This window comes from Rhodococcus sp. NPDC059179 (assembly GCF_042754885.1).
GTDB lineage: Bacteria > Actinomycetota > Actinomycetes > Mycobacteriales > Mycobacteriaceae > Rhodococcus_G.
In genome coordinates, this window is record NZ_JBHZBV010000004.1 from 316,335 (window position 1) to 341,405 (window position 25,071).

26 protein-coding genes and 1 tRNA gene are annotated in these 25,071 nt (G+C 68.9%); 8 read left to right on the plus strand and 19 right to left on the minus strand.

From position 1 onward, the window contains the following. Positions 1–23: 23 nt before the first annotated feature. The 7 genes from ACFXMV_RS12010 to ACFXMV_RS12040 form a co-directional block, all read right to left on the minus strand. Complete coding sequence (locus ACFXMV_RS12010; protein ID WP_378498513.1) at positions 24–446, minus strand: acyl-CoA thioesterase; 423 nt, start codon at positions 444–446, stop codon at positions 24–26. A 3-nt stretch (positions 447–449) separates the two neighbouring features. Then, positions 450–2,129: an energy-dependent translational throttle protein EttA gene (gene ettA / locus ACFXMV_RS12015; protein ID WP_378498514.1), complete on the minus strand. Its 1,680-nt coding sequence runs from the start codon at positions 2,127–2,129 to the stop codon at positions 450–452. Between the two features lie 111 nt (positions 2,130–2,240). After that, on the minus strand, positions 2,241–3,362 hold the full coding sequence (locus ACFXMV_RS12020; RefSeq protein WP_378498521.1) for a lipase family protein: 1,122 nt from the start codon (positions 3,360–3,362) through the stop codon (positions 2,241–2,243). 189 nt (positions 3,363–3,551) lie between these two features. After that, positions 3,552–4,682, minus strand: a complete 1,131-nt coding sequence (locus tag ACFXMV_RS12025) for a lipase family protein (RefSeq protein WP_378498515.1) — start codon at positions 4,680–4,682, stop codon at positions 3,552–3,554. Between the two features lie 42 nt (positions 4,683–4,724). Further along, positions 4,725–5,810 (minus strand): lipase family protein, encoded by a 1,086-nt coding sequence (locus ACFXMV_RS12030; protein ID WP_378498516.1) that lies wholly within the window; start codon positions 5,808–5,810, stop codon positions 4,725–4,727. A 139-nt stretch (positions 5,811–5,949) separates the two neighbouring features. Then, the gene (locus ACFXMV_RS12035; RefSeq protein WP_378498517.1) at positions 5,950–6,420 is read right to left on the minus strand and encodes a single-stranded DNA-binding protein; all 471 of its coding nucleotides are present in this window, start codon (positions 6,418–6,420) and stop codon (positions 5,950–5,952) included. 179 nt (positions 6,421–6,599) lie between these two features. After that, the gene (locus tag ACFXMV_RS12040; protein WP_378498518.1) at positions 6,600–7,241 is read right to left on the minus strand and encodes a TetR/AcrR family transcriptional regulator; all 642 of its coding nucleotides are present in this window, start codon (positions 7,239–7,241) and stop codon (positions 6,600–6,602) included. Between the two features lie 167 nt (positions 7,242–7,408). Here ACFXMV_RS12040 and ACFXMV_RS12045 point away from each other — a divergent pair, with 167 nt between their 5' ends. Next, the gene (locus ACFXMV_RS12045; protein WP_378498519.1) at positions 7,409–8,362 is read left to right on the plus strand and encodes an oxygenase MpaB family protein; all 954 of its coding nucleotides are present in this window, start codon (positions 7,409–7,411) and stop codon (positions 8,360–8,362) included. Positions 8,363–8,365: 3 nt separating this feature from the next. Here ACFXMV_RS12045 and ACFXMV_RS12050 read toward each other — a convergent pair whose 3' ends face one another. Further along, positions 8,366–10,396 carry a cytochrome c oxidase assembly protein gene (locus ACFXMV_RS12050; protein WP_378503654.1) on the minus strand — a complete coding sequence of 677 codons (2,031 nt, stop codon included), beginning with the start codon at positions 10,394–10,396 and terminating at the stop codon, positions 8,366–8,368. Positions 10,397–10,518: 122 nt separating this feature from the next. On the opposite strand from ACFXMV_RS12050, the gene ACFXMV_RS12055 reads away from it, so the two are divergent. The 3 genes from ACFXMV_RS12055 (at position 10,519) to ACFXMV_RS12065 (ending at position 11,856) form a co-directional block, all read left to right on the plus strand. Next, positions 10,519–10,592 (plus strand) — tRNA-Arg (locus ACFXMV_RS12055). Positions 10,593–11,005: 413 nt separating this feature from the next. Then, positions 11,006–11,143 carry a hypothetical protein gene (locus ACFXMV_RS12060; RefSeq protein ID WP_378501563.1) on the plus strand — a complete coding sequence of 46 codons (138 nt, stop codon included), beginning with the start codon at positions 11,006–11,008 and terminating at the stop codon, positions 11,141–11,143. A gap of 320 nt (positions 11,144–11,463) precedes the next feature. Beyond that, a complete protein-coding gene (locus ACFXMV_RS12065; RefSeq protein WP_378501564.1) occupies positions 11,464–11,856 on the plus strand; it encodes a hypothetical protein in 393 nt (130 codons plus the stop codon). A gap of 23 nt (positions 11,857–11,879) precedes the next feature. On the opposite strand, the gene ACFXMV_RS12070 is transcribed toward ACFXMV_RS12065, so the two are convergent. From ACFXMV_RS12070 to ACFXMV_RS12085, 4 genes are all read right to left on the minus strand, one after another. Further along, positions 11,880–12,050 (minus strand): hypothetical protein, encoded by a 171-nt coding sequence (locus tag ACFXMV_RS12070; RefSeq protein WP_378503653.1) that lies wholly within the window; start codon positions 12,048–12,050, stop codon positions 11,880–11,882. Between the two features lie 180 nt (positions 12,051–12,230). Continuing rightward, positions 12,231–12,482: a hypothetical protein gene (locus ACFXMV_RS12075; protein WP_378501565.1), complete on the minus strand. Its 252-nt coding sequence runs from the start codon at positions 12,480–12,482 to the stop codon at positions 12,231–12,233. Positions 12,483–12,496: 14 nt separating this feature from the next. Then, a complete protein-coding gene (locus tag ACFXMV_RS12080; protein ID WP_378501566.1) occupies positions 12,497–13,669 on the minus strand; it encodes a fatty acid desaturase family protein in 1,173 nt (390 codons plus the stop codon). Between the two features lie 30 nt (positions 13,670–13,699). Then, the gene (locus tag ACFXMV_RS12085; protein WP_378503656.1) at positions 13,700–14,767 is read right to left on the minus strand and encodes a ferredoxin reductase; all 1,068 of its coding nucleotides are present in this window, start codon (positions 14,765–14,767) and stop codon (positions 13,700–13,702) included. 140 nt (positions 14,768–14,907) lie between these two features. Here ACFXMV_RS12085 and ACFXMV_RS12090 point away from each other — a divergent pair, with 140 nt between their 5' ends. Continuing rightward, positions 14,908–15,576, plus strand: coding sequence for a TetR family transcriptional regulator (locus ACFXMV_RS12090; protein ID WP_378503652.1), 669 nt, complete (start codon positions 14,908–14,910; stop codon positions 15,574–15,576). A gap of 6 nt (positions 15,577–15,582) precedes the next feature. Here the strand turns inward: ACFXMV_RS12090 and ACFXMV_RS12095 are convergent, their stop codons facing one another. From ACFXMV_RS12095 to ACFXMV_RS12110, 4 genes are all read right to left on the minus strand, one after another. After that, positions 15,583–16,305 carry an HNH endonuclease family protein gene (locus ACFXMV_RS12095; protein WP_378503651.1) on the minus strand — a complete coding sequence of 241 codons (723 nt, stop codon included), beginning with the start codon at positions 16,303–16,305 and terminating at the stop codon, positions 15,583–15,585. 137 nt (positions 16,306–16,442) lie between these two features. Beyond that, the gene (locus ACFXMV_RS12100; RefSeq protein WP_378498739.1) at positions 16,443–17,042 is read right to left on the minus strand and encodes a hypothetical protein; all 600 of its coding nucleotides are present in this window, start codon (positions 17,040–17,042) and stop codon (positions 16,443–16,445) included. Between the two features lie 153 nt (positions 17,043–17,195). Then, the gene (locus ACFXMV_RS12105) at positions 17,196–18,017 is read right to left on the minus strand and encodes an ABC transporter permease (RefSeq protein WP_378503650.1); all 822 of its coding nucleotides are present in this window, start codon (positions 18,015–18,017) and stop codon (positions 17,196–17,198) included. Further along, positions 18,014–18,985 carry an ATP-binding cassette domain-containing protein gene (locus ACFXMV_RS12110; RefSeq protein ID WP_378498737.1) on the minus strand — a complete coding sequence of 324 codons (972 nt, stop codon included), beginning with the start codon at positions 18,983–18,985 and terminating at the stop codon, positions 18,014–18,016. The genes ACFXMV_RS12105 and ACFXMV_RS12110 overlap by 4 nt, the downstream gene beginning before the upstream one ends. Before the next feature lie 90 nt (positions 18,986–19,075). Here ACFXMV_RS12110 and ACFXMV_RS12115 point away from each other — a divergent pair, with 90 nt between their 5' ends. Continuing rightward, positions 19,076–19,861, plus strand: coding sequence for a TetR/AcrR family transcriptional regulator (locus ACFXMV_RS12115; protein WP_378498736.1), 786 nt, complete (start codon positions 19,076–19,078; stop codon positions 19,859–19,861). On the opposite strand, the gene ACFXMV_RS12120 is transcribed toward ACFXMV_RS12115, so the two are convergent. Next, positions 19,843–20,826, minus strand: a complete 984-nt coding sequence (locus tag ACFXMV_RS12120) for an endonuclease/exonuclease/phosphatase family protein (RefSeq protein ID WP_378498735.1) — start codon at positions 20,824–20,826, stop codon at positions 19,843–19,845. The genes ACFXMV_RS12115 and ACFXMV_RS12120 overlap by 19 nt on opposite strands. A 49-nt stretch (positions 20,827–20,875) precedes the next feature. Then, a complete protein-coding gene (locus ACFXMV_RS12125; protein ID WP_378498734.1) occupies positions 20,876–22,117 on the minus strand; it encodes a PucR family transcriptional regulator in 1,242 nt (413 codons plus the stop codon). Positions 22,118–22,309: 192 nt separating this feature from the next. Here ACFXMV_RS12125 and ACFXMV_RS12130 point away from each other — a divergent pair, with 192 nt between their 5' ends. After that, on the plus strand, positions 22,310–23,161 hold the full coding sequence (locus tag ACFXMV_RS12130) for an alpha/beta fold hydrolase (RefSeq protein WP_378498733.1): 852 nt from the start codon (positions 22,310–22,312) through the stop codon (positions 23,159–23,161). Continuing rightward, complete coding sequence (locus ACFXMV_RS12135; RefSeq protein ID WP_378498732.1) at positions 23,158–23,739, plus strand: DUF4203 domain-containing protein; 582 nt, start codon at positions 23,158–23,160, stop codon at positions 23,737–23,739. The genes ACFXMV_RS12130 and ACFXMV_RS12135 overlap by 4 nt, the downstream gene beginning before the upstream one ends. On the opposite strand, the gene ACFXMV_RS12140 is transcribed toward ACFXMV_RS12135, so the two are convergent. Further along, positions 23,712–25,040 carry an MFS transporter gene (locus ACFXMV_RS12140; protein ID WP_378498731.1) on the minus strand — a complete coding sequence of 443 codons (1,329 nt, stop codon included), beginning with the start codon at positions 25,038–25,040 and terminating at the stop codon, positions 23,712–23,714. The two genes, ACFXMV_RS12135 and ACFXMV_RS12140, sit on opposite strands and share 28 nt — an antisense overlap. Positions 25,041–25,071 lie beyond the last annotated feature (31 nt).

A 25,071-nucleotide genomic window follows, 5' to 3' on the forward strand; every position in this document is an offset into this window, starting at 1 on the left:
GAGAGGTGAACTGACGGCGCCCTCTAGCGCGCCGTTTCGGTGATCGCGTACTCCGACAGGACCGATCGCACCAGTTCCGTCAGCGGAACCGACGTCTCGGTCTTGACGTCGAAGCACACCATCACGGCGTCCGCGACGCCACAGGTGACCCCGTGGACGTCGCGGATCACGTGACGGATTCCGAACGAGGTGTTCCCGACCGCGAGGATGGACACCTCGACGGTGACCGGCCCCGACTGGTCGGTGATCGGCTTGAGGAACTCGATCTCCATCTTGCGCACCACCATCGCGGTGGGACGCACGCCCGCGGGGAAGACCCGCTCATGGAAGAACTTCACCCGCGCTTCCTGCGTGTATTCGAGGAAGAGGGTGTTGTTCACATGGCCGAGTCGATCGGAATCGCCCCACCGCACCTGAACCTCGCAGGTGAAGGTCTTGTTCGGCACGCGCTAGCCCCGGGTGAGTTTGCGGTGCGTGACCCGGTGCGGGCGGGCGGCGTCGGCGCCGAGCCGCGCGACCTTGTTCTCCTCGTACGCCTCGAAGTTGCCCTCGAACCAGTACCAGGCCGCCTCGTTGTCGCCGAAGGCGCCCTCCCAGGCCAGGATGTGCGTGCAGGTGCGGTCCAGGAACCAGCGGTCGTGGGAGATCACCACGGCGCAGCCGGGGAACTCCGTCAGCGCGTTCTCGAGCGAGCTGAGGGTCTCGACGTCGAGGTCGTTGGTCGGCTCATCGAGCAGGATCAGGTTGCCGCCCTCCTTGAGGGTCAGCGCCAGGTTCAGTCGGTTGCGCTCACCGCCGGAGAGCACGCCCGCGGGCTTCTGCTGGTCCGGACCCTTGAAGCCGAACGCGGAGACGTAGGCCCGCGAGGGCATCTCGTTCTGGCCGACCTCGATGAAGTCGAGTCCGTCGGAGACCGTCTCCCACACCGTCTTGGTGGGGTCGATGTTGGCGCGGGTCTGGTCGACGTAGCTGAGCTTGACCGTCTCGCCGACCTTGACCGTGCCCGAGTCCGGCTCCTCGAGCCCGACGATGGTCTTGAACAGGGTGGTCTTGCCGACGCCGTTGGGCCCGATCACGCCGACGATGCCGTTACGCGGCAGCGTGAAGGACAGGTCCTTGATCAACAGTCGGCCGTCGAAGCCCTTGTCGAGGTTCTCCACCTCGACCACCACGTTGCCGAGGCGCGGCGGGGTCGGGATCTGGATTTCCTCGAAGTCGAGCTTGCGGTGCTTCTCGGCCTCCGCGACCATCTCGTCGTAGCGGTCGAGGCGGGCCTTGCTCTTGGCCTGGCGGGCCTTGGCGCCGGAGCGGACCCAGGCGAGCTCCTCCTTGAGGCGCTTCTGCAGCTTCTGGTCCTTCTTGCCCTGCACCTCGAGGCGCGCGGCCTTCTGCTCCAGGTAGGTGGAGTAATTGCCCTCGTACGGGTACAGCCGGCCGCGGTCGACCTCACAGATCCACTGCGCGACGTGATCGAGGAAGTAGCGGTCGTGGGTGACGGCCAGGATCGCGCCCGGGTAGGCGGCGAGGTGCTGCTCGAGCCAGAGCACGGATTCGGCGTCGAGGTGGTTGGTGGGCTCGTCGAGCAGCAGCAGGTCGGGCTTGCTCAGCAGCAGCTTGCAGAGCGCGACGCGGCGCTTCTCACCGCCGGACAGGTGCGTGACGGGATCGTCGGCGGGCGGGCAACGCAGCGCGTCCATCGCCTGCTCGAGCTGGGAGTCGATCTCCCAGGCGTCGGCGTGGTCGAGCTTCTCCTGGAGTTCACCCATCTCCTCCATGAGCTCGTCGGAGTAGTCGGTGGCCATCAGCTCGGCGATCTCGTTGTAGCGCTTGAGCTGCACCATCGTCTCGCCGAGGCCCTCCTCGACGTTCTCGCGAACGGTCTTGGTCTCGTCGAGGTGCGGCTCCTGCATGAGGATGCCGACCGAGGCGCCGGGGGCGATGAACGCCTCGCCGTTGCCCGGCTGGTCCAGTCCGGCCATGATCTTGAGGATGGAGGACTTACCCGCGCCGTTCGGGCCGACGACACCGATCTTCGCGCCCGGGTAGAAGCTCATCGTGACGTCATCGAGGATGACCTTGTCGCCGTGCGCCTTGCGCACCTTCTTCATCGTGTAAATGAACTCCGCCATGGCGACCAGAGTATCGGGACGGCGGGCGGCGCCCCAATCCACACGGGCCGACGGCCCGAACCACGGCGGCCCAGGAGCGAATTGCGGGCCGCCGCAGGTCAGCGCCGACGGTCAGGCGGTGCCGAACAGCGACCGCACGAAGGCGGTCGTATCGGGCAACGCGTCTGCTATCGACGTGCTGTGGTTACCCGGATAGGCCCGGAACGTCACGGGCTGGCCGCTCAGCTGCAGGTCGAGCGCGAGCTTCGCCCCGAGCGGGAACGGGACCGTCTGATCTGTCATGCCGTGCCCGACGAACACGGGCCGGTCGTAGCCGGTGGTGGGCACCGCCAGGTAGTCCCGGATGGCGTCGCGGAACTCCTGGGTGTCGAGCGGGCGGGAGAGCATCTCGCCGACTCCGAGGCTGCCCAACTGCTTCCGCAAATCCAGGAAGCAACTGGTCTCGGAGGCCTTGACCGCTGCGGCTCCGGCCGGGGTGAGGTAGTCGTCGACCCGCAGATCTGGCCGGGCGACCCGGACGCCGTCGATGATGTAGGCGGCGAATACGGTCAGCCCGTTGAGACCGAGATTCGGAAAGCCCGGCCCGCCGAACGGGAGGAGTTGCTCCAGGTTCGCCGGGGTCGCGGTGGCGACCGTTCCGCGGTAGTCCAACTCCGGCGCGTACCTGGTCGCCTCGTGCCCGGCGAGCATCGCGGCGTGGCCGCCCTGCGAGTGACCGATGGCCGCCCAGCGCGGTGACAACGTGGGCGTCACCGCGCGCGCCGCCCGGACCATGTCGATCACCGCGCGGCCCTCGCTCTTGCCGTGCAGGTAGGCGTGGACACCGTCGGTGCCGAGACCCACGTAGTCGGTGGCCACCACCGCGTAGCCCTGCGCCAGCCACTTGGAGACGTAGTCACGGGTGAGCGCTGTGACGTCGAACCCCAGCGAGGGTGCGCAGTCGTCTCCGACGCCCGTGGTGCCGTGGGCCCAGGACACCACCGGCCACCCGCCCTCGGGTTCCGGTCCGTTCGGCAGGTACACCGCACCGGTGCTGAGAGCGGCCTCGCCCCTCGGGCCCTCGGTCCAGTAGGTGAGCTGCCGCGACTCGGCCGCTCCTGCGACCTCCGCGGACTTCGGCAGGACGACGTTGGCCACCACCGTGCCGGGGTCACGGCCCGGGTCCGCCGCGGCCTGCCCCGTCGCAGGCACTGCAAGGGCGAGGAGAGCAAGTGCGGCGGTTCCGAAACGCAGCCTGGCACGTTGCCCGGCACGGCTATTGAGTTCGAGCTTCACTGTGTTCCCCACCCTTGTTGATTGTGCGGTCCCGAACTCGCAGCAGCGTAGTCACTCCTGCGCGGCCGGGACGCAAACCCCGGACACTCGTCCAGTCCGTTTCGTGTCGACGTCTCCCGCCGCCATCACCGGATCAGCGCCCAGTCATCACCGCATCAACCGATCGACGAACGGGACCGAGTCGTCGAACGACGCCGCCGGAGTGCCGAGGTGGTCCGCGCCCGGGTAGGTAAGGAAGGTCAGATCCGTGCGGGACGCGGCGAGTTCACCGGCGAACGCGAGGGTCAACGGAATCGGCACCACCAGATCACGGGCGCCCTGTCCGAGGAAGACGGGCCTGTCGTAGCCGGCCGTCGGCAGACCCAGGTAGTCCGTCATGGCCCGGCGCATCTCCTCGGTGCCGAGTGGCCGGGAGAACAGATCGCCGACCGCGACCCCCGCGACGTACGGGTTCAGCGCAACCGTGCACACGCGTTCCGCGGTGGCGGCCAACTCACGACCCTTCGGGGAGAGGAACTGGTCGACGTGCAGTTCCGGGCGCGCGTCCCGCATGCCCATCATCGTGAACAGCATGAACTTCGTCAGCCCGGCCAGGCCGAGGTCGGGTATCCCCGGGCCTGCCAGCGGAAACAACCGGTCCAGGTTCGACGGCACTCCCAGCGCGACGGCGCCGCGGTAATCGAGCTCGGGCGCGTACCCGGTGGCCAGCCGCGCGGTGAGCATCGCGGCCTGCCCACCCTGCGACAGCCCGGCGACCACCCACCTGGGCGAGAGCGCGGGGACCACCGCCCTGGCCGCGCGCACCATGTCGATCACGTTGTGCGCGGCAGCCACGCCGTCCAGATAGGCGAGCGAGCCGGGCGTTCCGAGTCCGGCGTAGTCGGTGGCGACCACCGCGTACCCGCGGGCCAGCCAGCGCGCGAGGTAGGCGGATTCGGCCTGGCTCTGACCCGACGTGGATGGCGCGCACAGGTCGGCTACGCCGACGGTGCCGTGGGCGTAGGAGACGACAGGCCACCCGCCGACGGGCGCCGGGCCAGGCGGCACGTGGATCGCACCGCCGCTCACCGTCGGCGCGCCGCTGTGGTCGGTCGTGCGGTAGGTCAGCCGGTGCCCGGCTCCGGCGCCGGGGATCGACGCCGCGGCCGAGAGGTTCTCAGTGCTCAGCACCTCCCCCGCTGCGCCGGGACCGGCCCCGGCCATGGCGGGCAGACCCAGCGCCGCGATCACGACCGCGACGAGGACGGAGGCGAGCGCCCGAATCCGTTGTCGATCCATCGGTGGTTCCCATCTGGTCGATGCGGGTTATCCCTGGCCGGCTCAACGCATCAGTCTGCCGACAAAGCGGACCGTATCGGGGAAGGCGGCCGCCAGGGTGCCGACATGGTCTGCGCCCCAGTACGGGACGAAGGTCAGCTTGACCCGGTTGGCCTTCAGTTCCGTGACCAGGGCGAGCGTCAGCGGGAACGGCACGACCAGGTCCCTGAGGCCTTGCCCGATGAACACCGGACGGTCGTACCCCGCAGCGGGCACGGCCAGGTAGTCGGCGAGCGCCGACCGAATCTCGCTGTTGTTCAACGATTTCGAGAACACGTCGCCGATCGGGACTCCGGCCACCGCGGCGCTGAGTTCGATCGAGCACAGCCGCTCCGCCAGATCGGCCAGTTCCCTGCCGCGTGGAGACAAGTATCCGTCCAGCAGGAGGTCCGGACGCGCCGCCCTCAGCCCGACGACCGTCAACAGCCCGAACGTCGTCAGGCCCTGCAGGCCCAGATTTGGAAACCCGGGGCCGCCGAACGGAAACACCCGCTCCAGGTTCGATGGCGCACCCAGCGCCACGGCACCCCGGTAGTCCAGTTCCGGGGCGTACGCGGTCGCCAGGCGACCGGTGAACAGCGCGGCATGCCCGCCCTCGGACAGCCCGACCACCGCCCACGTGCGCGAGAGACCGGCGTCGACGGCGCGGGCCGCGCGAACCATGTCGATCACGCTGTGCGCGGCGGCCGCGCCGTCTAGGTACGGGAGCACGCCTGGCGTCCCCAGTCCGAGGTAGTCGGTCACCACCACCGCGTACCCGCGTTCAAGCCATCCCACGAGGTAGTCCGCCTCGGGCTTGTAGATGCCCGCCGTCGACGGAGCGCACTGGTCGGCGACGCCGACCGTCCCATGGGCGTACGACACCACCGGCCAGCCACCGGGCGGCGCGGTGCCGCGCGGCAGGTAGATCGCCCCCGAACTCAACGCGGGCGACCCTCGATGGTCGGTGGTTCCGTACGTGATCCGGTACCCACGACCGGTGCCGGGGATCCAGAGTCCCTCAGGAAGGGGCTGCGCCCCGACCACCGATCCGGGCGGGCCGATCGCCTGAGCGGTCGCGGGCGGCGCCGCAAGGAATGACACCGCCATCGCTCCGACGGTCAACATCAGAACTGACAATTTCAGCCGTCTCACGGAACCAACCCCTCGCTCGGATGGGTGGATCGATCTCGCGCAGCGTAAGTCACTCCCTGGCCCGCGACTCGTCGGCACGCCGACGAGTCGCGCGTCAGCTCGAGGCGGCCACCACCTCGAGTCCCGCCGTAGGCCGGTCGCCGAGGTCCGCGTCCTCCTCCCCCGTGCCTGCCTGCGGATCCGGCTCGGCCGACTGTGCCGCCTTCGGCACACGGTCGAGCTTGGCGCGGCAGCGGGCGAGGTCGGGCCCGACCGCGCTGGCCCGCATCTCCAGGTCGGAGCGATCGATCCCGTCCTTCGTCGTGTACTCGTTCGTGCGCAACTGCCCGTAGGCGATCACCGGGTCCCCCTTCATCAGGGAGGCGCCGACCCCGGCCACGAGCCGCCGCCAGCAGGTCACCGTCAGATAGAGGGTGCCGCCGTCCGTCCATTCCCCGGTCGCCCTGTCCTGTCTCCTCGCGTTGCTCGCCATCCGAAAGCTGAGCACCTCCTCGCCGGAGTTGGTCGGGCGCTTGACCGGATTCGTGATGACGGTGCCGATCACCGCCGTATGCGTCTCGTACATGCCGCTCCCCCTTCGCATCCGTGGGCCGTGCGGCCCCTCGATGTCCAGCGTGCCCCGGTTCGCGGACGAATTGGGGCCGTCAGCAAATCTGTGGATGAACGAATCGGCTGTCCACAGGACATCCGAACACAGTCTCCGCGAGCGGGTTTCGGTCGGAGAGGTGTGCTATGTGCCCGACGTCACCGGCGGGTGACGGACGCGACGAGCGCGCCTGCATAGTTCGCGAGGCGCTCACTGGTGTAGGCGTCGGGGTCGCCGACCGCGAGTCGTCCCAGCATCTCCGCGAACGAGAGCATGGTGTGGGCGAGCAGTTCCGCATCGAGCCCCGACAGGGCCGGTTCCAACGCGATACCCGCCGTCGCCAGATCGACGGCGCGCGACAGCACGGCGCCGCGCGCGATGCGCAGGTGATCGCGGTACTCGCTCGGGGCGTCGTCGGGCGCGGTGAGGATCAACCGCCAGCGGGTGGGATTGTCCAGCACCACGTGCACGAACGCCGAGACCGTGCCCGCATAGGCGGCACTGGGGCCCAGCGGACGAAGATCGGTCGGCATCGTCGCGAGCACCTGCTCGATCGCCCGCTGATGTTCGCGGTGCAGCAGCGCCTCGACCAGTTCGGCGCGGGTGCGAAAGACCGTGTAGAGCACCGGCTTTCCCACACCGGCCTCGAGGGCGACCGCCTCCATGCTCAGGTCGTGCAGTCCTGTCCGGCGGGTCACCTCGAAGGCCGCGTCGAGTAGTTGAGCGCGGCGCTGCGCGGGCGGCAGTCGTGGCGCGTACTTGCGGCGCTGCCGGATCGGCGACGCGTCAGTTCCCGTCAACCCGACCCCTCCGTCCGCCTGTCCGACATCGCCCGTCCCGTTCGGCACGGCACCACCAGATCGTAATGCTACGCGGCCGTTGTATTTACTTCGACACATTGTTACGGTCGCGTTGCATTCAGTTTCGCGGTGGCCTCCCGCCATCCGCCGGCCGAGGAGACGAACAGATGACGTCGCAGCAGACCACGACCGCACCGCGCCTGCTGGCCGACCGCGGCTGGCCCTTCGATCCCGCACGCCGACGCGAGGACAACGGATTCTTCGGCCCGGGATCGCCGACCTGGAAGGTGTGGACCAGCCCGACCGCCCTGCTCGGGTTTCAGCGTGCGGTCACGCTCGAGCACTTCGACCCGTTCCTCACCGCGGCGGTCGCGGATGCCAGGGGGATCTACCTCGACCCGCGGGGCCGCCTCGACGGCACCCTCTCCTACTTCCTCATCGTGGCGGTCGGCGACAGCCGCTCCGCGATCGAGACGTCGGAGCTGCTGATGCGGGTGCACGCGAAGGCAACCGGGATCGAGCCGATCAGCGGGCAGCGATACAGCGCCAACAGCCCCGACAGCCAGCTGTGGATCCACGTCACGGGGTGGCATTCGGTGCTCAAGTGCTACGAGATGTTCGGGCCGGGCCCGCTGACCCCGGAGGAGGAGGAAAGGTACTGGGCCGACTGCGTCGTCGCCGCGGAACTGCAGACCTGCAAGGGTTCGGACGTGCCCCGCTCACGCGAGGAGGTGCGCGAGTACTTCGCCGAGGTCCGGTCGCGCCTGTGCGTCTCCGAGGCCGCCATCGAAGGCATGCACTACCTGCTGCGGACCCGCGGCGGGAAGGGCAGATGGCCGCTCTGGGCGCAGAGTCGGCTCATGGCGCCCGCGACGATCTCGACCCTGCCTGCCTGGATGCGCCGGCTCGGCGACTTCGATCAGCCCGCGGCCGTCGATCGGACGGTCGCCCCGCTGGCCCGCGCCGCCGTGCGGGTCACCAGCTCCCCGCGAATCGAACTCGCGGTGATCAAGCGACTGCTCCCGATGACGCACGCGGTGCTCGACCAACACTTCAACGGGGCACCCCCGCTGCGGGCCGTCACCGTCAGCCCGGCGCAGGCCCGCGAGCGCTTGGCCTGATAGTCACTGACCGCCTTCGCGGTCCCGCCGCGCCAACTCGGCGAACATGGCGTTGTGCGCGGCGAGCTCGGCATCGTCGTCGCGGTCGGCCGCGCGGTCGACCCGCTTGGCCGTCTTCTGGTCGGTGCGCGACCACTGCACGAGCAGTGCCAACATCACCAGCACCAGCGGGATCTCGCCGGTGGCCCAGGCGATGCCGCCGCCGAGCCGCTGGTCGCCGATGAGGTCCGCGTTCCAGTCCAGGCCGAGCGCGCGGTAGTACCAGCCGCCCATCACCTCGCCCATGCTCATCAGGGCGATGCCGAAGAAGGCGTGGAAGGGCAACGATCCGAACACCATCGCCAGCTTCGTGATCGGCTGCAGGGTTCGCGGCGCCGGGTCGATGCCGATCACGACCCAGTAGAAGAGGTAGCCGCTGAGGATGAAGTGCAGGTTCATCAGCAGGTGCGCGCCGTGCGAATCGAGCGTCGCGCCGAAGATCCCGCCGAGGTAGAGGGCATAGAAGCCGCCGACGAAGAGCACCGAGGCCACCAGTGGATGGGTCAGGAAACGCGACACCGGGCTGTGCAGCGCGGCCAGCAGCCATTCGCGCGGTCCCGGCACCCCGGTGGGTCCGGCGGGCTTGAGGGCACGCAGCGCCAGGGTCATCGGACCACCGAGCACCAGCAGCACCGGCGCGAGCATCGACAGCGCCATGTGCGCACCCATGTGCACGCTGAACACCGCGGGTGAGTACCTGCCAAGGCCCGACGAGGTGGCGACCAGCAGCGCCGCGCAGCCGAGTACCCAGGCGACGGTGCGGCCCACCGGCCAGGCGTCGCCGCGCTTCCGCAGCCGCCGGACGCCCAGCAGGTACACCACGGCCAGGATGATCGCCGCGGTGCCGAAGATCAGGTCGAATCGCCAGTCGAAGGCGAGCCGCGCGAACGTCGGCGGGCCGTCCAGGTTGTAGCCCAACTGCACCTCGGCAGGCGTCGGGTTGATGTTCTCCGCGGGCGGCGGCGTGCGGCCCAGACCGACGGCGATGCCGATGGTCGCGGCGAAGACGATTGCCTCGCCTCCCGCGAAACGGATCAGCGGCCCGCGGGCAGTCGGGTCGGCGACCAGTGCGGGCATGGCGCGGCGCCGCTGCACGTACCCGAACACCCCGAGGATCACGAGGGCGACGGTCTTGGCCACGAGCAACCAGCCGTAGGTGCTGGTGAACAGCTCGCTCAGCGGGAGCCGCACGAGGCCGTTGACGACGCCGGAGATCGCCATCACCACGAACGCCACGACAGCGATGGTCGAGAACCGTCGGGCCGCGACGTCGGTGTACGCACCCCGCCTGCGCGCGTGCGCGAGCAGCGCGAACAGCCCGCCCGCCCAGAACGCCGCCGCGACGAGGTGCCAGAGCAGGCTGTTGGTGGCCAGGTCGTGCGATCCGCCGGCCGAGGAGTGTCCGGTCAGCGCGAGCGGGATCAGGGTGGCCACACCGAGCACAAGCAACGCCGGGGTCCAGGCCCAGCGCAGGATCAGGCGGGTACCCACCGCGAGCAGCACGGCCAGGATCGCGGTCGATCGCCACGCCCCGGCCAGCTCGATCTGTGGGATCGCCTTCCACAGGTTGGCGGGTTGGATGGCGTCGTTCAGTGGCTGACCGGAGGTGTCCGAGACCGTCAGCGGCACCAGGACCAGCGCGCAGGCCGCCCAGACGATCGCCGCGTTCGACGCGGTGCGCACCGCCCGATATCCGTCCACGTCGAGCACCCCGCTGCGCTGCGGCGGCACCAGGAACGCCGCGAGCAGCAGCGAACCGATCGCGATGACGGCAGCGACCTCACCCGCGGCCTTGACCGCGGGCAGTCCGTAGGTGGTGAGCGGGCCGGGGTCGGGGATGCCGAGCAGCACCAGCGCGTCGGATGCGGACAGCCCGACGATGATCGCCGCGACCAGTCCGGCGATGATCCCCAGCGTGGCGAAAATGGGTACCGAGGTCTCCCCTGCCTTACGGATCGTCGGCGGTGCGGAGGGGGCGAGCTCGGGTGATGCCATGACCACAAGGGTAGGAGGCCCGCGCCTGTCGGGTTCGTCCAGGTTCGCCGACCCGTAAGCGAGCCTATCGAAAATCGGCCATCGCTACCGGTAGACTCCGGAGCCGATCCCAACCGGATCATGCCTCCGTAGCTCAGTTGGATAGAGCAAGAGCCTTCTAATCTCTAGGTCGCAGGTTCGATTCCTGCCGGGGGCACACCTGTGCATGTCAGCCGTCCGCTACCGCGGCGCCCCTCCCTCCTGCCGCAATCAGCCAGAATCGGTGGCACATTCCTGCAACATTGAACCGAGACCCAGCGATACACAGGGTTGAGGTGAGTTCGTATGACGAACAATCGCGCCGCACGGCGCGCCGGAGCGGGCAGTGGAGCATTCCGCGGACATTTCGCGGTCGCCACCTGCCGCTCGCCACCGCCGCTGCGACCGCGCGTTCGGTAGATCGCGCACTCACCGATTCCGGATCGCCGCCGCGCGGATGCCGGAATTCCGATCGGCGTTGCCGTCCTCATCGAGCGGTGGGCGGGAAATGCTCGACTGGTGCGCCTCGCGTTCAGTTGCGACCACACCGCTCACTCAACACCGTGAATATCCCGTGAAGGTGGCAAGACGATGGACCTCGAAATGCTGGAAAAGCTGATCGATCTGATGAGCAAAGTGATGGACATGATGGGCGGACTGCAGGGCGGCGGCGAAGGCCAGGGCGCCGGCCCGATGGGCAGCCTCGGCGGAGGCAGCCTCGGGTCGTGATCGACGCCCACCGCAGGAAAGGCTCTCGACCCACGGGCCGGGGGCCTTTTCTCGCCTCATGGATGCCGACGCCGGCAAGGTGTTGTTCTCCGCGGTTCCCCTCATGGTCAAGAGCTCACCGCGCTAGTGTTTTCACCTGACTCTTGGCGACTCCGTGGAGGTGCGCTATGGCTGAATCTTTCCATGACTACGGCCGCACAGTACGGCGCGATCCGAGCTCTCATGTCTGCGTGAAGTCCGTCGCCACCAGCCGCCGATGAGGCACCCCAGCGGCGACTGAATTGGATCATGGCCATCCAAACCAGTATTGGAGTCCCGCAATGAATCCGACCAGATCTCTGGCAGCGTCCGTGCTCGTGGTCGCCGCCCTCGGCGCAGGCACGGGAACGGCCTACGCCGAACCGCAGCTACCGCCGCCGCCCGGCGCCGAAGCCGTCTCGGACGCGGTGTGGCCCGAGAATCCCACCAAACAGTCCGCCTTCGATTCCCTCGCGACCGAGATCGCCGTCGGCTGGAACAACGGCGGCGCGCAGGGCGCGCTCATCGGCCTCGGCGTCGGCGCCGCCGTCGGCTGCTTCACGATTTTCCCCAACTTCATCGCCGGGTGCATCCTCGGTGGCGTGATCGGCGCGGGAACCGGTGCCGCAAACGGGATCAGGGACTCAAATCCCAAGGTGCTGCCTGCGTTCGACAAGTTCCTCGCGACCCCCTGAGACGGTGGCGTGGCCTCGCCCCGCTACTTCGTCGCGCCCTTGCGCACCACGGTCAGCTTGGGCAGCCGGGAGGAGATCCGCTTGTCCTCGCCGCCGCGCAGCAAGGCGATGCCCGACCGGATCTCCTCCACCACCCACGTTCCGGCAGTGTCCGAAATATGCACCAGGTCCCCGACCTGTACCGCCTCGCTCATCGCCGCTCTCCACATCCACTACTCCAGGCGGGCGCGTGTCGTCCCGCCGATCATCATCAGCTGGATCAATTATCACGCGTGGCATACAGCCGCACACCTGCCAGGGCACCGGAATCGGCGATTCAAGAAGGATTCCCGACGCCTACCGGGAGGAATCCTTCACAACTGCGGGCCCGTCGACTACTTCGAGCGGGGCTCGTCGTCCGACAGAGACTCTGCGTCGAGCTTCCCGTCGACCTTGTCGTCCGCGTCCGCCTGCGCCTTCTTCGACGCCTCTCGCATCTCGATGCCGTCGCTGATCCAGTCGCCGATCTCGCGGGTCACGTCCCGGACCGCGCCCGCGATGATCATCGCGATCCTGCCGACGTGCGTGGCCCCGGACTCCGTCAGCTCCTGCACGGTGTCCTTGCGCCTCTCGAACTTGCTCACCATGGACGCGTCACCTCTCAGGCTGCGGCTTTCTGACGTTCGACGATAACACCGGGAGCCTGGTCGGAGCCGGTCAGGAACGGCGGCAGCGCGAGCTTGAAGATCTTGCCCCACACCGAGCCGATCTGCTTGAAGAAGCCGCCGGTGTTGTAGGGCAGACCGTGCTTCTCACACAGCGCCTTCACGTGCGGCGCCATCTCGGGGTAGCGATGGGCCGGGACGTCCGGGAACAGGTGGTGCTCGATCTGGTGCGAGAGGTTCCCTGACATGATGTGGAACAGCGGGCTGCCCTCGATGTTCGCGCTGCCGAGCATCTGACGCACGTACCACTGACCCTGCGTCTCCTCCGCCGTCTCCTCCTCGCTGAAGGTCTGCACCCCGGTCGGGAAGTGCCCGCAGAAGATGATCGAGTACGTCCACAGGTTGCGGACCAGGTTGGCGCTCGCGTTGCCGAGCAGCGTCGTCACGAACAGCGGGCCGGTCAGCGCCGGGAAAATGACGTAGTCCTTGAGGACCTGTCTGCCCGCCTTGCGCCACATCCCCCGCAGCAGTGGCTTGACGTCGTGCCACTTGCGCGTGCCCTTGACGATGTTCTCGGTCTCGAGGTCGTGCAGCATCACCCCCCACTCGAAGAAGACCATGAGCGCGAAGGCGTAGGCCGGGTTGCCCAGGTAGTACGGATTCCACTTCTGGGCCTCGTCCATCCGCAGGATGCCGTAGCCGATGTCCCGGTCACGGCCGACGATGTTGGTGTAGGTGTGGTGCATGTAGTTGTGCGAGTGCCGCCACTGGTCCGCGGGGCACACCGTGTCCCACTCGAAGTCCCGCGAGTTCAGGCCCGGTTCACGCATCCAGTCGTACTGGCCGTGCATGACGTTGTGGCCGATCTCCATGTTGTCGAGGATCTTCGAGATGCCGAGGGCGCCGACGGCGGCGAGCCAGAACGGCGGCAGGAACCCGAGGTACATCAGCCCGCGGCCGGCGACCTCGAAACCGCGCTGCGCCTTGATGATCCGGTAGATGTACTCGCGGTCCTTCTCGCCGAGGTCGGCGACGACGCGGGCGCGCAGTTCGTCGAGCTCGCGGCCGATCTCCTCGACCTGCTCGTAGCTGAGCACGATCGGGCCGGCGTCCCTGTCGTTCTTCGCGCCCCCGAGGAACGGCAGCGTCGGGATGGACAAACCGAGCATGGGAGTTCTCCTAGGTCGATGTGGGTGTGGTCAGATGTCGATCGCGACGTCGCCGACCGCCGCCGAAATGCACAGCTGGATCGGCTGATCCGGATCGGAGTCGGTCTCGCCGGTTCGCAGGTTCTTGGTGCAGCCGGAGGTCTTGATCGCGGTGCAGGAGAAGCAGATCCCCATCCGGCAACCGAACTCCGGTGTGAGACCGGCGGCCTCCGCCTGTTCGAGCAGGCTCGCCCCCGAGTTCGGCGCCGTCACCCCGGACGCGGCGAAGGTGAGCTCACCGATGGCGCCGGAGTCGGCAGCGATGACCGGCGCGGCGAACTCCTCGGTGTGCAGACGCTCACCGAGTCCGATCCGGTCGTAATGCTCACGGACCCCGCGCATCAGTCCGGGCGGGCCGCACAGATAGGTCTGCGCCTCGCCGTGCCAAGCCGCGGCGGCGTCGAGGTGCGCCTGCCCGAAGAAGCCGTGCAGGTCGCCGCCGTCGGTCTGCTCGGTGTAGGCCAGTACCACCCTGACGTTGTCGTGGGCGGCCGCGAGCGCGGCCAGCTCGGCCCTGTGGGCGACGTCCCGCTCGGTGTAGGCGTAGTGCAGGAAGGTGACGTCGCCTGCGTGGCCCTCGTCGACGAGGGTGCGCAGCATCGACAGCACCGGGGTGATGCCGCTGCCGCCGCTGATGAGCAGGACCTTCTCGGGCCTGCGGGCCGGCAGCCGGAACACTCCGTCGGCCTGCGAGAGGCTCAACACCAGCCCGACGCGGGCGTTGGCGTGCAGGTACTGAGACACCAGCCCCTGCGGGTGCGCCTTGACGGTGAGCTCGATGCGTCCGTCCGAGCGGTGCTGCGAGCAGGCCGGCGAATAGCACCGGGTGTGCCGGACCCCGTCGATCACGACCCCGACCTGGACGAACTGGCCGGCCTCGAAGCCCCGCCATTGCCGGGTGGGGCGCAAGGTGAGCGTGACGGTGTCCGCGGTGGTGCGCCGCACCTCGGCGACCTCGGCCCGCAGGTCGCGAACCGTCGCCATCGGGTTCACGAGCTCGAGATAGCGGTCGATCTGATGCGGGGTCGCCATCGCCTCGAACAGCGACATCAGCGACATCCGACGGGAGCCGGAACGGGTCTGCAAGGTCACCACAGCCTCCTGGATCGAGTTTCAGTGAACACTCGTACACAAACAAGTGTGTCAGGAAGTACCAGGTAGGTGTCAACCCCCGAGCATCTGTGACGCCCATTACAGGCATGCCGTACACGGAAAAAGTGAACACGCATACACTGTTCTGCGTGACCGAACCGGAGAGCAGGGCCGAACGCAAGGAGCGCACACGGGCGGCACTGCTCGACGGGGCACTGGAGCTGCTCGAGGACCGCAGCTTCGCGAATCTGAGCCTGCGTGAGGTCGCGCGGTCGGCCGGGATCGTGCCGACCGCGTTCTACCGGCACTTCGCCTCGATGGACGAGCTCGGCGTCGCCCTGGTCGAGGACAGCATGCGAATGCTGCGCCGGATGCTGCGCGAGGCCCGCCGCGATCCCAGCACGAAGAACGCGGGCACGTCGCTGGAGATCCTGCTGCGGCAGGTGCACGCGCACGAGGGGCAGTTCCGGTTCCTCAGCCGCGAACGCTACGGCGGCGTCACCGAGGTGCGCCGGGCCATCGCCTCCGAACTACGTTTGTTCGCAAGCGAACTCACCATCGACCTATCCCGGATGCCGGGCCTGTCCGAGTGGGAGGTCGAGGACCTCGAGATGGCCGCGGACCTGATCGTCGGCACCATGATGTCCACCGTCGTGGGCGTCCTCGAGGCCGACCAGCGCGGCGCCCGCGACGAACGCGAGGTGATCGCGCGCGCCGAACGTCAGCTGCGGCTGATCATGATCGGGATGGGCGGCTGGCGGCCCGGGCCGCGCTGAAGCGTGTCAGCAGGACGACAGCACGCGCGCGATCGCGTCCTTCTCGGCCTGGGTGACCCACAGCCGGTAGGCGGCCTTCACCTCGACCTGCTTCGAGACGTAGGTGCACCGATACGACTTCGCCGACGGCAACCACGTCGCCGCGTCGCCGTCCGACTTCTGCTGATTCGTCGGTCCGTCGACCGCGAGCAGATTCCGCGGATCGTTGGCGAAGTCGCGGCGGGTCGGGTCGTCGAGTTGCTGCGCACCCTTCTGCCAGGCATCGCTGAGCGCGACCACGTGGTCGATCTGGACCGCGCTCGAGGTACCCGAACCGCGGGTGAACGCGATCGCCCTGCCGGTGTACGGGTCGTGCAGGGTGCCGGTGAGCACGACGCAGTTCCTGGTCCCGGCCTTGAAGGTCTTGTCGACGAGGTCACGGGCCAGGATGTCGTTGCGGGTGTCGCAGCCGTTCCTGCCGCCCGCGACGGCGACGTCGTCGGTCCACGCCGGCCCGAACAGGTCGCGGTCGTATCCGGTCTTGGGTGCCCGGCCCTTGACCGGGATGGTCTCCAGCGCGGCGAGGGTGGCCGCCACCCCTTCGGCCATGCCGGTGCCGGGGACTGCGTCGCCCGCACTCCCGGTCGGCATCGCGTCCGCGGCAGGCGCGGCGCAACCGGCCAGGGCGAGCGCGGCCACCGCGGTGGCGATCAGGAACAGACGCGGACGGGTGGCCGAACGAAAACGCAAGGGGGAACTCCTGATCGAGATGTGAGCGGGCCGCCCAGTATGGCGCACAAAGGGGTCGGCCCCCGCGCGACGCGCGGAGGCCGACCCCTTTGTTGACCCACATCACGGACCCTGGGTGGCCCCGACGTGCATCGCCGTCAGCGATGGTCCCGGACGATCGGTCCGGTCTGGTCGCGATGGTCCCGGACGATCGGCCCGGCCCCATCTGACGGCCCGACGCTCACGCCACCGGGCGGGTTCGGGTCTGCCCCCTCGCCTCGATGGTCCCGAACGATGGGATCGGCAACCGGGGCGGCCGGCGGCGGAACCACCGGGTCCACGACGGGGTCGACCGGCTTCGGACCCGGATCCACCACCGGACCTGCCGGCGGCGGTTCCACCGGATGATCGGCCACCGGCGCGACGGGCTTCTGGCCCGCCGGACCGACCGGATTCGGACCGACGGGACCGACGGAACCCGGCGCCACCGAACCGTCCGCCGGAGCCGCTACCGCCCCAGGAACCACACCCGGACCCGCACCCTCCGAGGCCGGCATCTCCGCACCGTCACCGGTCGCCCGGCTCTTGTCGGACCCCGGCGCGACCGCACCGCCGGGCCCGACCGGGGCGTCCACGCTCGTCGCCGATCCCGGATTGGAGTGCGAGGCGATCGACGCGGCGCCGACGCCCGCCAGGGCGATGGCGGCCACCGCTGCGGCTGAGGCGAGGACTGTGCGGGTCATGGTGGAGTGGCGCATCGGATGTCGCTCCGTTCGGTCGGTGTCGGGCTTGGAGTTCAAGCGTCGCCCGCCGCGCCGCCTCCCGAAACACACCCAAGGGTGAGCAATCCCCGCCCCCCCTACCCGATCCGGTCGCTTTCGTTGGCGGTCGAGCGGCCGAACTCCGGTGCGTCAGTTGCCAAGAGCCCGGAACCTCCGGACAGAGAGGGGCAGGAACACCGCGGTGATGAGGACCGGCCACACCAGCGCCAGGACGATGGAGTGCTGCGTCATCCACGAGTCCGTACCCCAACCTGGGTTTCCGAACAGTTCACGCACCGCGGCCGCGGTCGCCGAGAGCGGATTCCACTCGGCGATCGTGCCCAGCCAGGACGGCATGGTCGAGGTGTCCACGAAGGCGTTCGAGAGGAACAACACCGGCCACACCAGGATCTGGACGGCCGCGAGGGACTCCGGCCCCTTCACCGTCAGACCCAGGTAGATGCCAACCCAGAGCAGGGCCAACCGGAGCATCAGCAGCAACGCGAAGGCCGCGAGGGCGGACGCGGGTCCCTCGTGCCAGCGCCAGCCAAGGGCCAGCCCGGTGGCCACCATGACCGCGAGGCCCACGATCGAGTTGAGCATGTCCGCGAGGCACCGACCGAGCACCACGGCGCCGCTGTTCATCGGCAGCGAGCGGAACCTGTCGGTGATGCCCTTGGAGGCGTCCATGGTCACCGCCGTCATCGTGGTCTCGAGCCCGAACGCCATCGTCATCGCGAGCATTCCAGGCATCAGGAACTCGAGATAGCTTCCGCCGCCAGGTGTTTCGATGGCACCGCCGAACAACGCGCTGAACATGAGCGTGACCATGACCGGGAAGACCCAGCCGAGGATCACCGGGCCGGGGGCGGCGACCCAGTGCGCGAGATCGCGTTTGGTGATGGTCCAGGCGTCGGGCAGTATCCATCGTGTACGGCCGAACGGAGCGGGCGCAAGCGTGGTGGTGGTCATGCTGGGACCTTTCCGGAGTCGGTGAGCTGCAAGAAGACCTCGTCGAGGGTGGGTTGACGAACGGCAATGTCCGACGGCGCGATCCCAGCCAGCCGCAGGGCGGCCGCCACCTCGACCAGCGCGTGCGTCCGGTCGACGACCGGTATCCGGACGCAACCGGACTGCGGATCGAAGTGGATCTCACCGCTCGCCACCGATGCCCCGATCCGGGCGGTCGCGACGGCGTCCGATTCGTTGCCCAGCACGATGTCGATCCAGTCGGTGCCGACTCGTGCCTTCAGTTCGGCGGGCGAGCCCTCGGCGACGACGCGCCCCTTGCCCAGCATCACGATCCGGTCGGCCAGTTGATCGGCCTCCTCGAGGTACTGGGTCGTGAGAAGCACGGTGGTGCCGGTCTCGACGAGGGCCCCGATCGCGGTCCAGACCTCACGGCGGGCACCCGGATCGAGCCCCGTCGTCGGCTCATCCACGAACAGCAGCGAGGGCGCCACGATGAGGCTGGCTGCCAGGTCGAGGCGCCGCCGCATACCGCCCGAATACTTGCCCACCGGCAGGCGCCCGGTCTCGGCTAGTCCGAACTGTTCCAGCAGTTCGTGGGCACGGGCCGCAGCCGCCTTCGCGGACAGGTGACCCAGCCGGCCGAACATCACCAGGTTCTGCCGCCCGGACAAGATCTCGTCCACGGCTGCATGCTGACCCACCAGGCCGATGCGTTCGCGCACCCGGTGCGACTCGGTGCGCACATCGAACCCCGCGACCAGGGCCTCGCCGCTGTCATAGCCGAGCAGGGTGGTGAGAATCCTGATCGCGGTGGTCTTGCCCGCACCGTTCGGTCCGAGCAGTCCGCATACCGATCCGGCCGGAACTTGCAGGTCGAAGCCGTTCAGTCCGACATCCTCCGCCGCCCCCGCGTAGCGCTTCCGAAGATCACGGGCCTCGATGGCCATACCCGATTCGTTCAACGTCATCCCCTCTCACCACGAATTACGTAGGCCGTACGGTACAGCGTACGACTTCGCTTCGAGGGCTTCAACGCCGCGCTGGGGGAGAATGTTCCCGTGACGGCAAAGAATGAGGCGCCTGCCGATCCGGCGCGCACCCTGGCCCTGCTGTGGGGGCTGCACGGCAAGGCCGGACGCAAGGGACTCAACGTCAACGCGATCGTCGCCGCCGGCATCGCGCTCGCGGACACCGAGGGCCTCGACGCCGTCTCGATGCGGCGGGTCGCCGAGCGGCTCGACGTCGGCGCCATGTCGCTGTACACCCACGTCCCGGGAAAGACCGACCTGGTCGACCTCATGCACGACGCCGTACTCGGTGGCCTCTACGCAGACCTGGACGAGCCCACCCGGGTCCCCGACGGCTGGCGGGGCGGGCTCGAGTTCATCGCGGAGCGCAACTGGGACCTCTATCGCCGCCATCCGTGGATGCTGTCGCTCGTCGGCGCGCGGCCGGTGCTCGGCCCGAACACGAGCCTCAAGTACGAGGCGGAGCTACGTCCCCTGGACGGAATCGGCCTCACCGACGTCGAGATGGATTCGGTCCTCACCCTCGTCCTGACCCACGTGGTCGGAACCGCCCGCCTGCTCGCCAGCGTCGCCCAGACCGCGGAGAACTCCGGGCTGACCGACGCCCAGTGGTGGGACATCACCGGCCCGATCCTCGAGCGGCTGATGGACCCCGCAAAGTACCCGGTGTCCGGCCGCGTTGGTGAGGCCGCGAGCGCTCACTACGAGGCCGCCACCGACCCGGTGCACGCGCTCCGGTTCGGCCTCGACCGCATCCTCGATGGCGTCGCTGCCCTGATCAGCGAACGAACTTCGGATCAGTCAGAGACGGAGTAGTCCTCGGGGGCACGCAGATCGATCTCCGCGACCACGCCCCGATGATCCGACCCCGGCAGTTCCACCGCCTCGGCGCTCACGGCGCTCACCCCCGAGACCAGTACGTGATCGATCGCCAGCAGGGGTGGCCACCAGCGGTCCGCCGGATAGGTGCGCAGCACGCCCGCACCGGACTGCTCGGCCGCGTCGCGGTATCCGTCGCCGATCAGTGCGCGGAACTGCGCGTGGTCGTAGGTCGCGTTGAAATCGGCGCCCACGATCACGGGCTTGCCGCCCGCGCGCAGGCGCTGCAGGATCTCGCGCACCTTCCCCAGCTCGCTCGCCCACGTGTCGGTCTGCGGCCGCGGCACGGGCGGCAACGGGTGCGCGGCGACCACCACGAACGATCGCTCCTCCGGCGGCTGCACCCGAGCGGAGAGCATGTTCAGCACGAACCCGAGATGCTCCGTCTCCTCGGCGAGCGGATAGCGGCTCCAGATCCCGGTCCCGCCGCCCAACTCCATCGGACGCAGGTACCGGAACGGCAGCACCTCGTCGAGGCCCGCCGCGCCGAGTTGGGGCACCGCGGCCGGTGTCAGCTCGTTGACCGTCAACACGTCGACCTGCCCCGACCGAACCTGGTCAACGATGCCTTCCAGGTCGCTGTTCCCGAAGAAGATGTTCGCCTGCATGACCGTCAGGTCGGACGCCGCGGAGTCGACGGCGCGGTCACCGACGTAGAGCGGCAACTGCGTCCACGCCGCCGCCGTCAGCACCACCGTCGCGATCCCCGCGCTGACCCACCGACGGGTACCCGCCAGCGCCAGCAGCCCGACGACACCGCACGCCATCAGGAACGGAGCAAACGACGCCAGCACCACCAGTGCGGTCGCGGTCGAGTCCAGGTAGTGCGCGGCGACGCCGATCGCAGCGGCGAGAACCGCCAGCCACGCCGGCACCACGAGCGCACGCGTCAACCACCGCACAGAATCCCCCTCGAGTTCGTCTCACCCACTATGCCCGAGGTCGGGCCGCTCACCCCAGCGCGCGCCGCGCCGCCAACGCCGCCCCCACATGCGGAAGGTCCGCGGGGTCCGCCGGATTCAGCCCGGTCAGCTCCGCGACGCGGCGCATGCGGTAGTCGACGGTGTTGGCATGCACCTGCAACGCGGTCGCCGTCGCGCGACGGTTGAGCCCGCTGGCCACGTAGGCCTCCAGGGTCTGCATCAGCTCCGGCCTCGCGACCAGCGGCTCGAGCAGCCCCGCCAGTTCCGGGTGCGCGGGGCTCGGCCTGCTCAGCTGATACTCGAGCAGCACGTCGCGCAGCCGGTACAGCCCGGGCGGGCGGCCCGACCGCGTGACGAGCGCGATGATCTCGGCGGTCTGCTCCACCGCGGCTGGCACCTCGGCTGGCGCCGCGACCACCGCCGCGGCGTGGATCTCGGTGCCCACCACCGCCTGCGCGCGGTCGATCATCCGTTGCAGCGCGTCCCAATCGGGCGGGTTCCCCTGGCACGGGATCAGCGCCGTCCCCCCGCCGCTGTCGATGACGGTGAGCGCCGGCTCCCCGGTGATCCGGTCCAGCTCGGCCTGCAGCCTGCGCAGCTTCCGCCTGCCCGCCACGGTGCCGCTGACACCCTCACCGCGCTCGTCGACGTGTTCCCCGATCGACAGGCTCAATGCGAGGTAGTGCGGAGCGAGGCGGAGCCCGGTTCGGTGCGCGATGGCATCGAGAGGTTCCCCGGCGACCAGCGCGGTCATCAACGAGCGGCGTCCCGAGTTCTCCTGACTGTCCATTATCTGACGCTCCTCGAGGTACGACGCGCTCACCTCGAGGGTCAACTGGCGCAGGAAATCGAGCACCATCGCCATGATCGTCTGCACGTCGGCGATGTCGCCGGGTTCCGCGTCGGCGAACAGTTCCTGGGCCGCCATCCCGATGCCGACGTGGTACGCGTGCAGCACCGCGTCGAGCGGGACGCCCTCCTCCGCGCGACGGGCCGAGGAGTTGCGCTGCTCGGCGAACTCGGCGTCTCGCGCCGGGCGGCGCTCACGAACGAGCGTCGCGAACAGTTCCATGTTGTGGTGCACGATGTCCGCGATCTCACCGTGCACCTCCTCCTGCGGCAGCTCCCGGTAGATCGGGAGGTCGTCCACGAGTCGCTCGATCACCGCGGCGGTCAGGTCGGTCGCCGCGGCGTCCAGCCAGTTCGCCACCGACCGTCCGGCGATTCGCAGAGGTTCGTCATCGCGGACCGCACCATTGGCAATCGTCACAGTTCACTCCCGATAGCCCCAAGAAATACGCCAGGTCACCAGATCCCCACAGATACTTAGCATGTACCACGCACCAAATGAACCGGATCGGCGCAAGCGCCCCCGGCGGCCACCACGAATACCGCCCTTTTCGAGGCCCGAGCGGTAATCTCGGCCAGGACCGGCACGGCGACGACGGACGTTGAGGGGCAAATGGATTCCGTGGACGAGCACACCCTGACCACCATGACCGTCGGCGAGCTCACCTTCGACGTCGAGGTCTCCGGGCCCGTCGACGGAATCCCGGTGGTCCTGCTGCACGGCTTTCCCGAGACGCTCGCGTGCTGGCGCCCGATCACGCCGCTGCTGACCGCCGCCGGCGTGCGAGTCATCGCGCCGTCGCAACGCGGCTACTCCCCCGGCGCCCGGCCGGTCGGCGTGGAGCACTACGCGATCGAGCATCTCGCCGCGGACGTGCTGGGCATCATGGACGCCCTCGGTCTCGCCTCGGCGCACATTGTCGGACACGACCTCGGCGGATCGGTGGCGTGGTGGCTCGCCGCGCATCATCCCGGTCGCGTCGAGACCCTGACCGCGGTGTCGACGCCGCACCTCGCCGCTTTCGGTTGGGCAATCCGCGAGGATCCCGACCAACAGAAGCGCTCCTCCTATTTCGGGGCATTCCGGCACGGCGAGTCCGTTGCGGACCGACTTCTCGCCGACGACGCGCGTGCGCTGCGTTCGTCCTTCGGCGATCTCGACCGCGTCCAAGTCAACGAGCACATACGTGTACTGAGCGAGCCGGGGGCACTCACCGCCGCACTGTCCTGGTACCGAGCCATGCGGAGCTTCCGGGATCTGCCCGCGGTCCGCGTACCCACCACCTACGTCTGGAGTTCAGGCGACGCGTTCCTCGGCCGGGCGGCCGCCGAGCGGTGCGGCGAGTTCGTGGACGCCCCATACCGTTTCGTCGAGCTCGACGGCGTCAGCCATTGGATTCCGGAACAAGCGACCGCCGCACTGGCCGAGGCGGTCCTCGCGCGAGTCGAAGGGAACGAGAAATGAGCGGTCTCGCGGTACTCCTGGTCGGTGTCGTCCTGTGCTTCTGGGGCATCGGCTCGCTGCACGTCGCGGTGCTCGCCGCCGGCTTCGGCCTCGGCTGGCTGATCGCGGACCTGTTCCACGCCTCGCTCGCGACGCTGTTCCTGTTCGCGCTCATCGGCGCCGTCGCCTCGTGGGTGGTCACCACGCTGATCTTCAAGTTCTCCGCCTACTTCATCGGCGGGCTCACCGGCGCGATGGCGGGCGCGAAGCTCGCGGACGTGCTGCAACCCGGCGACAGGAACTGGGCGCTCAGCGCGATCGTGATCGTCGCGGTCGCGGTGGCATCGGCCTTCCTCGCCGACAAGTACCGCGCCCGGGCGCTGCTGTGGCTCACCTCGATCGGCGGCGCGAGCATGATCCTGAGCGGCCTCGGCCGCACCAGCGACACCCTCGCCTTCCTGCACGAACCGACCGCCGGATGGGAACAGGTCACCTCCACCCTGCTCTGGATCGCGCTCTCCGCGGCCGGCTGGATCGTGCAGCGACGCCTGTTTCCGAAGAAGCTCGGGATTCAGGCGGACGAGGGCGCCAAGCGGTAGTCCCGCTGCGGCGGTCGGACCGGCAGCAGCGCCGCCAGCCCGACCGCCAGCACCACCAGCAGGCCGACGATGCCGGCGCGGTCACTGTCGAACAGCCACGCGAAGAGCCCGAACAGGCTGGGCGACAGGAACGAGACCGCCCGGCCCGTGGTCGCGTACAGGCCGAACATCTGCCCCTCACGGCCGGACGGGGTGATCCGCACGAGGAAGGTCCTGGCCGCCGACTGCGCGGGGCCGACGAAGAGGCACAGCAGCAGCCCGAACACCCAGAACGCCGCCGGACCCGAGACCACCAGCAGGATCGTGCCCGCCACCAACATCGCGGCCAGGGCGAGGACGATGACGGTCTTCGGCCCGAACCGGTCGTCGAGACGACCGCCAGCCAGGGCACCGATCGCGGCGGCCACGTTCGCCGCGATCCCGAACAGCAGCACGTCGGCGGTCGCGATGCCGTACACGGTGACCGCGAGCACGGCGCCGAAGGTGAACACCCCGGCCAGCCCGTCCCGGAATACCGCGCTCGCGATGAGGTAGCGCACCGTCCGACGGTCGGCGGCCCACAGCTCACGCAGGTCCCGCCAGAGCACCCGGTACGAGCCGAGGAAGCCGACGTCCGCGGCCCCCGGATCCGCCTGTGTCCGGGGCAGTTCCGGCACCGCAAGCAGGACCGGGACCGCGAACGCCGCGAACCACACGGCCGCGAACAGCGTCACCATCCGGATGTTCAGCCCGTCCGCTGTGCTCAGGCCGAGCAGCCCACGGGTCTCGCCGTCACCGACGATGAATCCGAAGTAGCACAACAACAGCAGCACGATGCCGCCGAAATAGCCCATGGCCCAGCCGAATCCGGACACCCTTCCGACGTTCTCCGGCGTGGACACCTGACGGAGCATCGCAAAGTACGGCACCTGGGCCAGCTCGAAGAGCACCGAGCCGATGCCGAGTAGCAGCAGGCCCAACCACAGGTATTCGTACCGGTCTTCGATGAGGAACATCGCGGCCATGAACACCACCACCGCCGCGGTAAGCAACGCCAGCGAACGCTTGCGATGTCCGGTGGCGTCGGAATGCTGCCCGGTGATCGGGGCCAGGATCGCGATGAGGAACCCGGCGGCGCCGAGCGACCAGCCGAGCCAGCTGGTCGCCGAGATCGACCCGGGCAGGTCATCTCCCACGGCGTCGGTGAGGTAGACGGAGAAGACGAAGGTCGTGATCACAGCGGTGAACGCGGCCGAACCCCAGTCCCACAGTCCCCACGCGAAGACCTGTGTGCGGGTGACGCCGTCGGCCGCTGGGTCCATGACCGCGAGCCTAGGCGAGCCGACCAGTGTG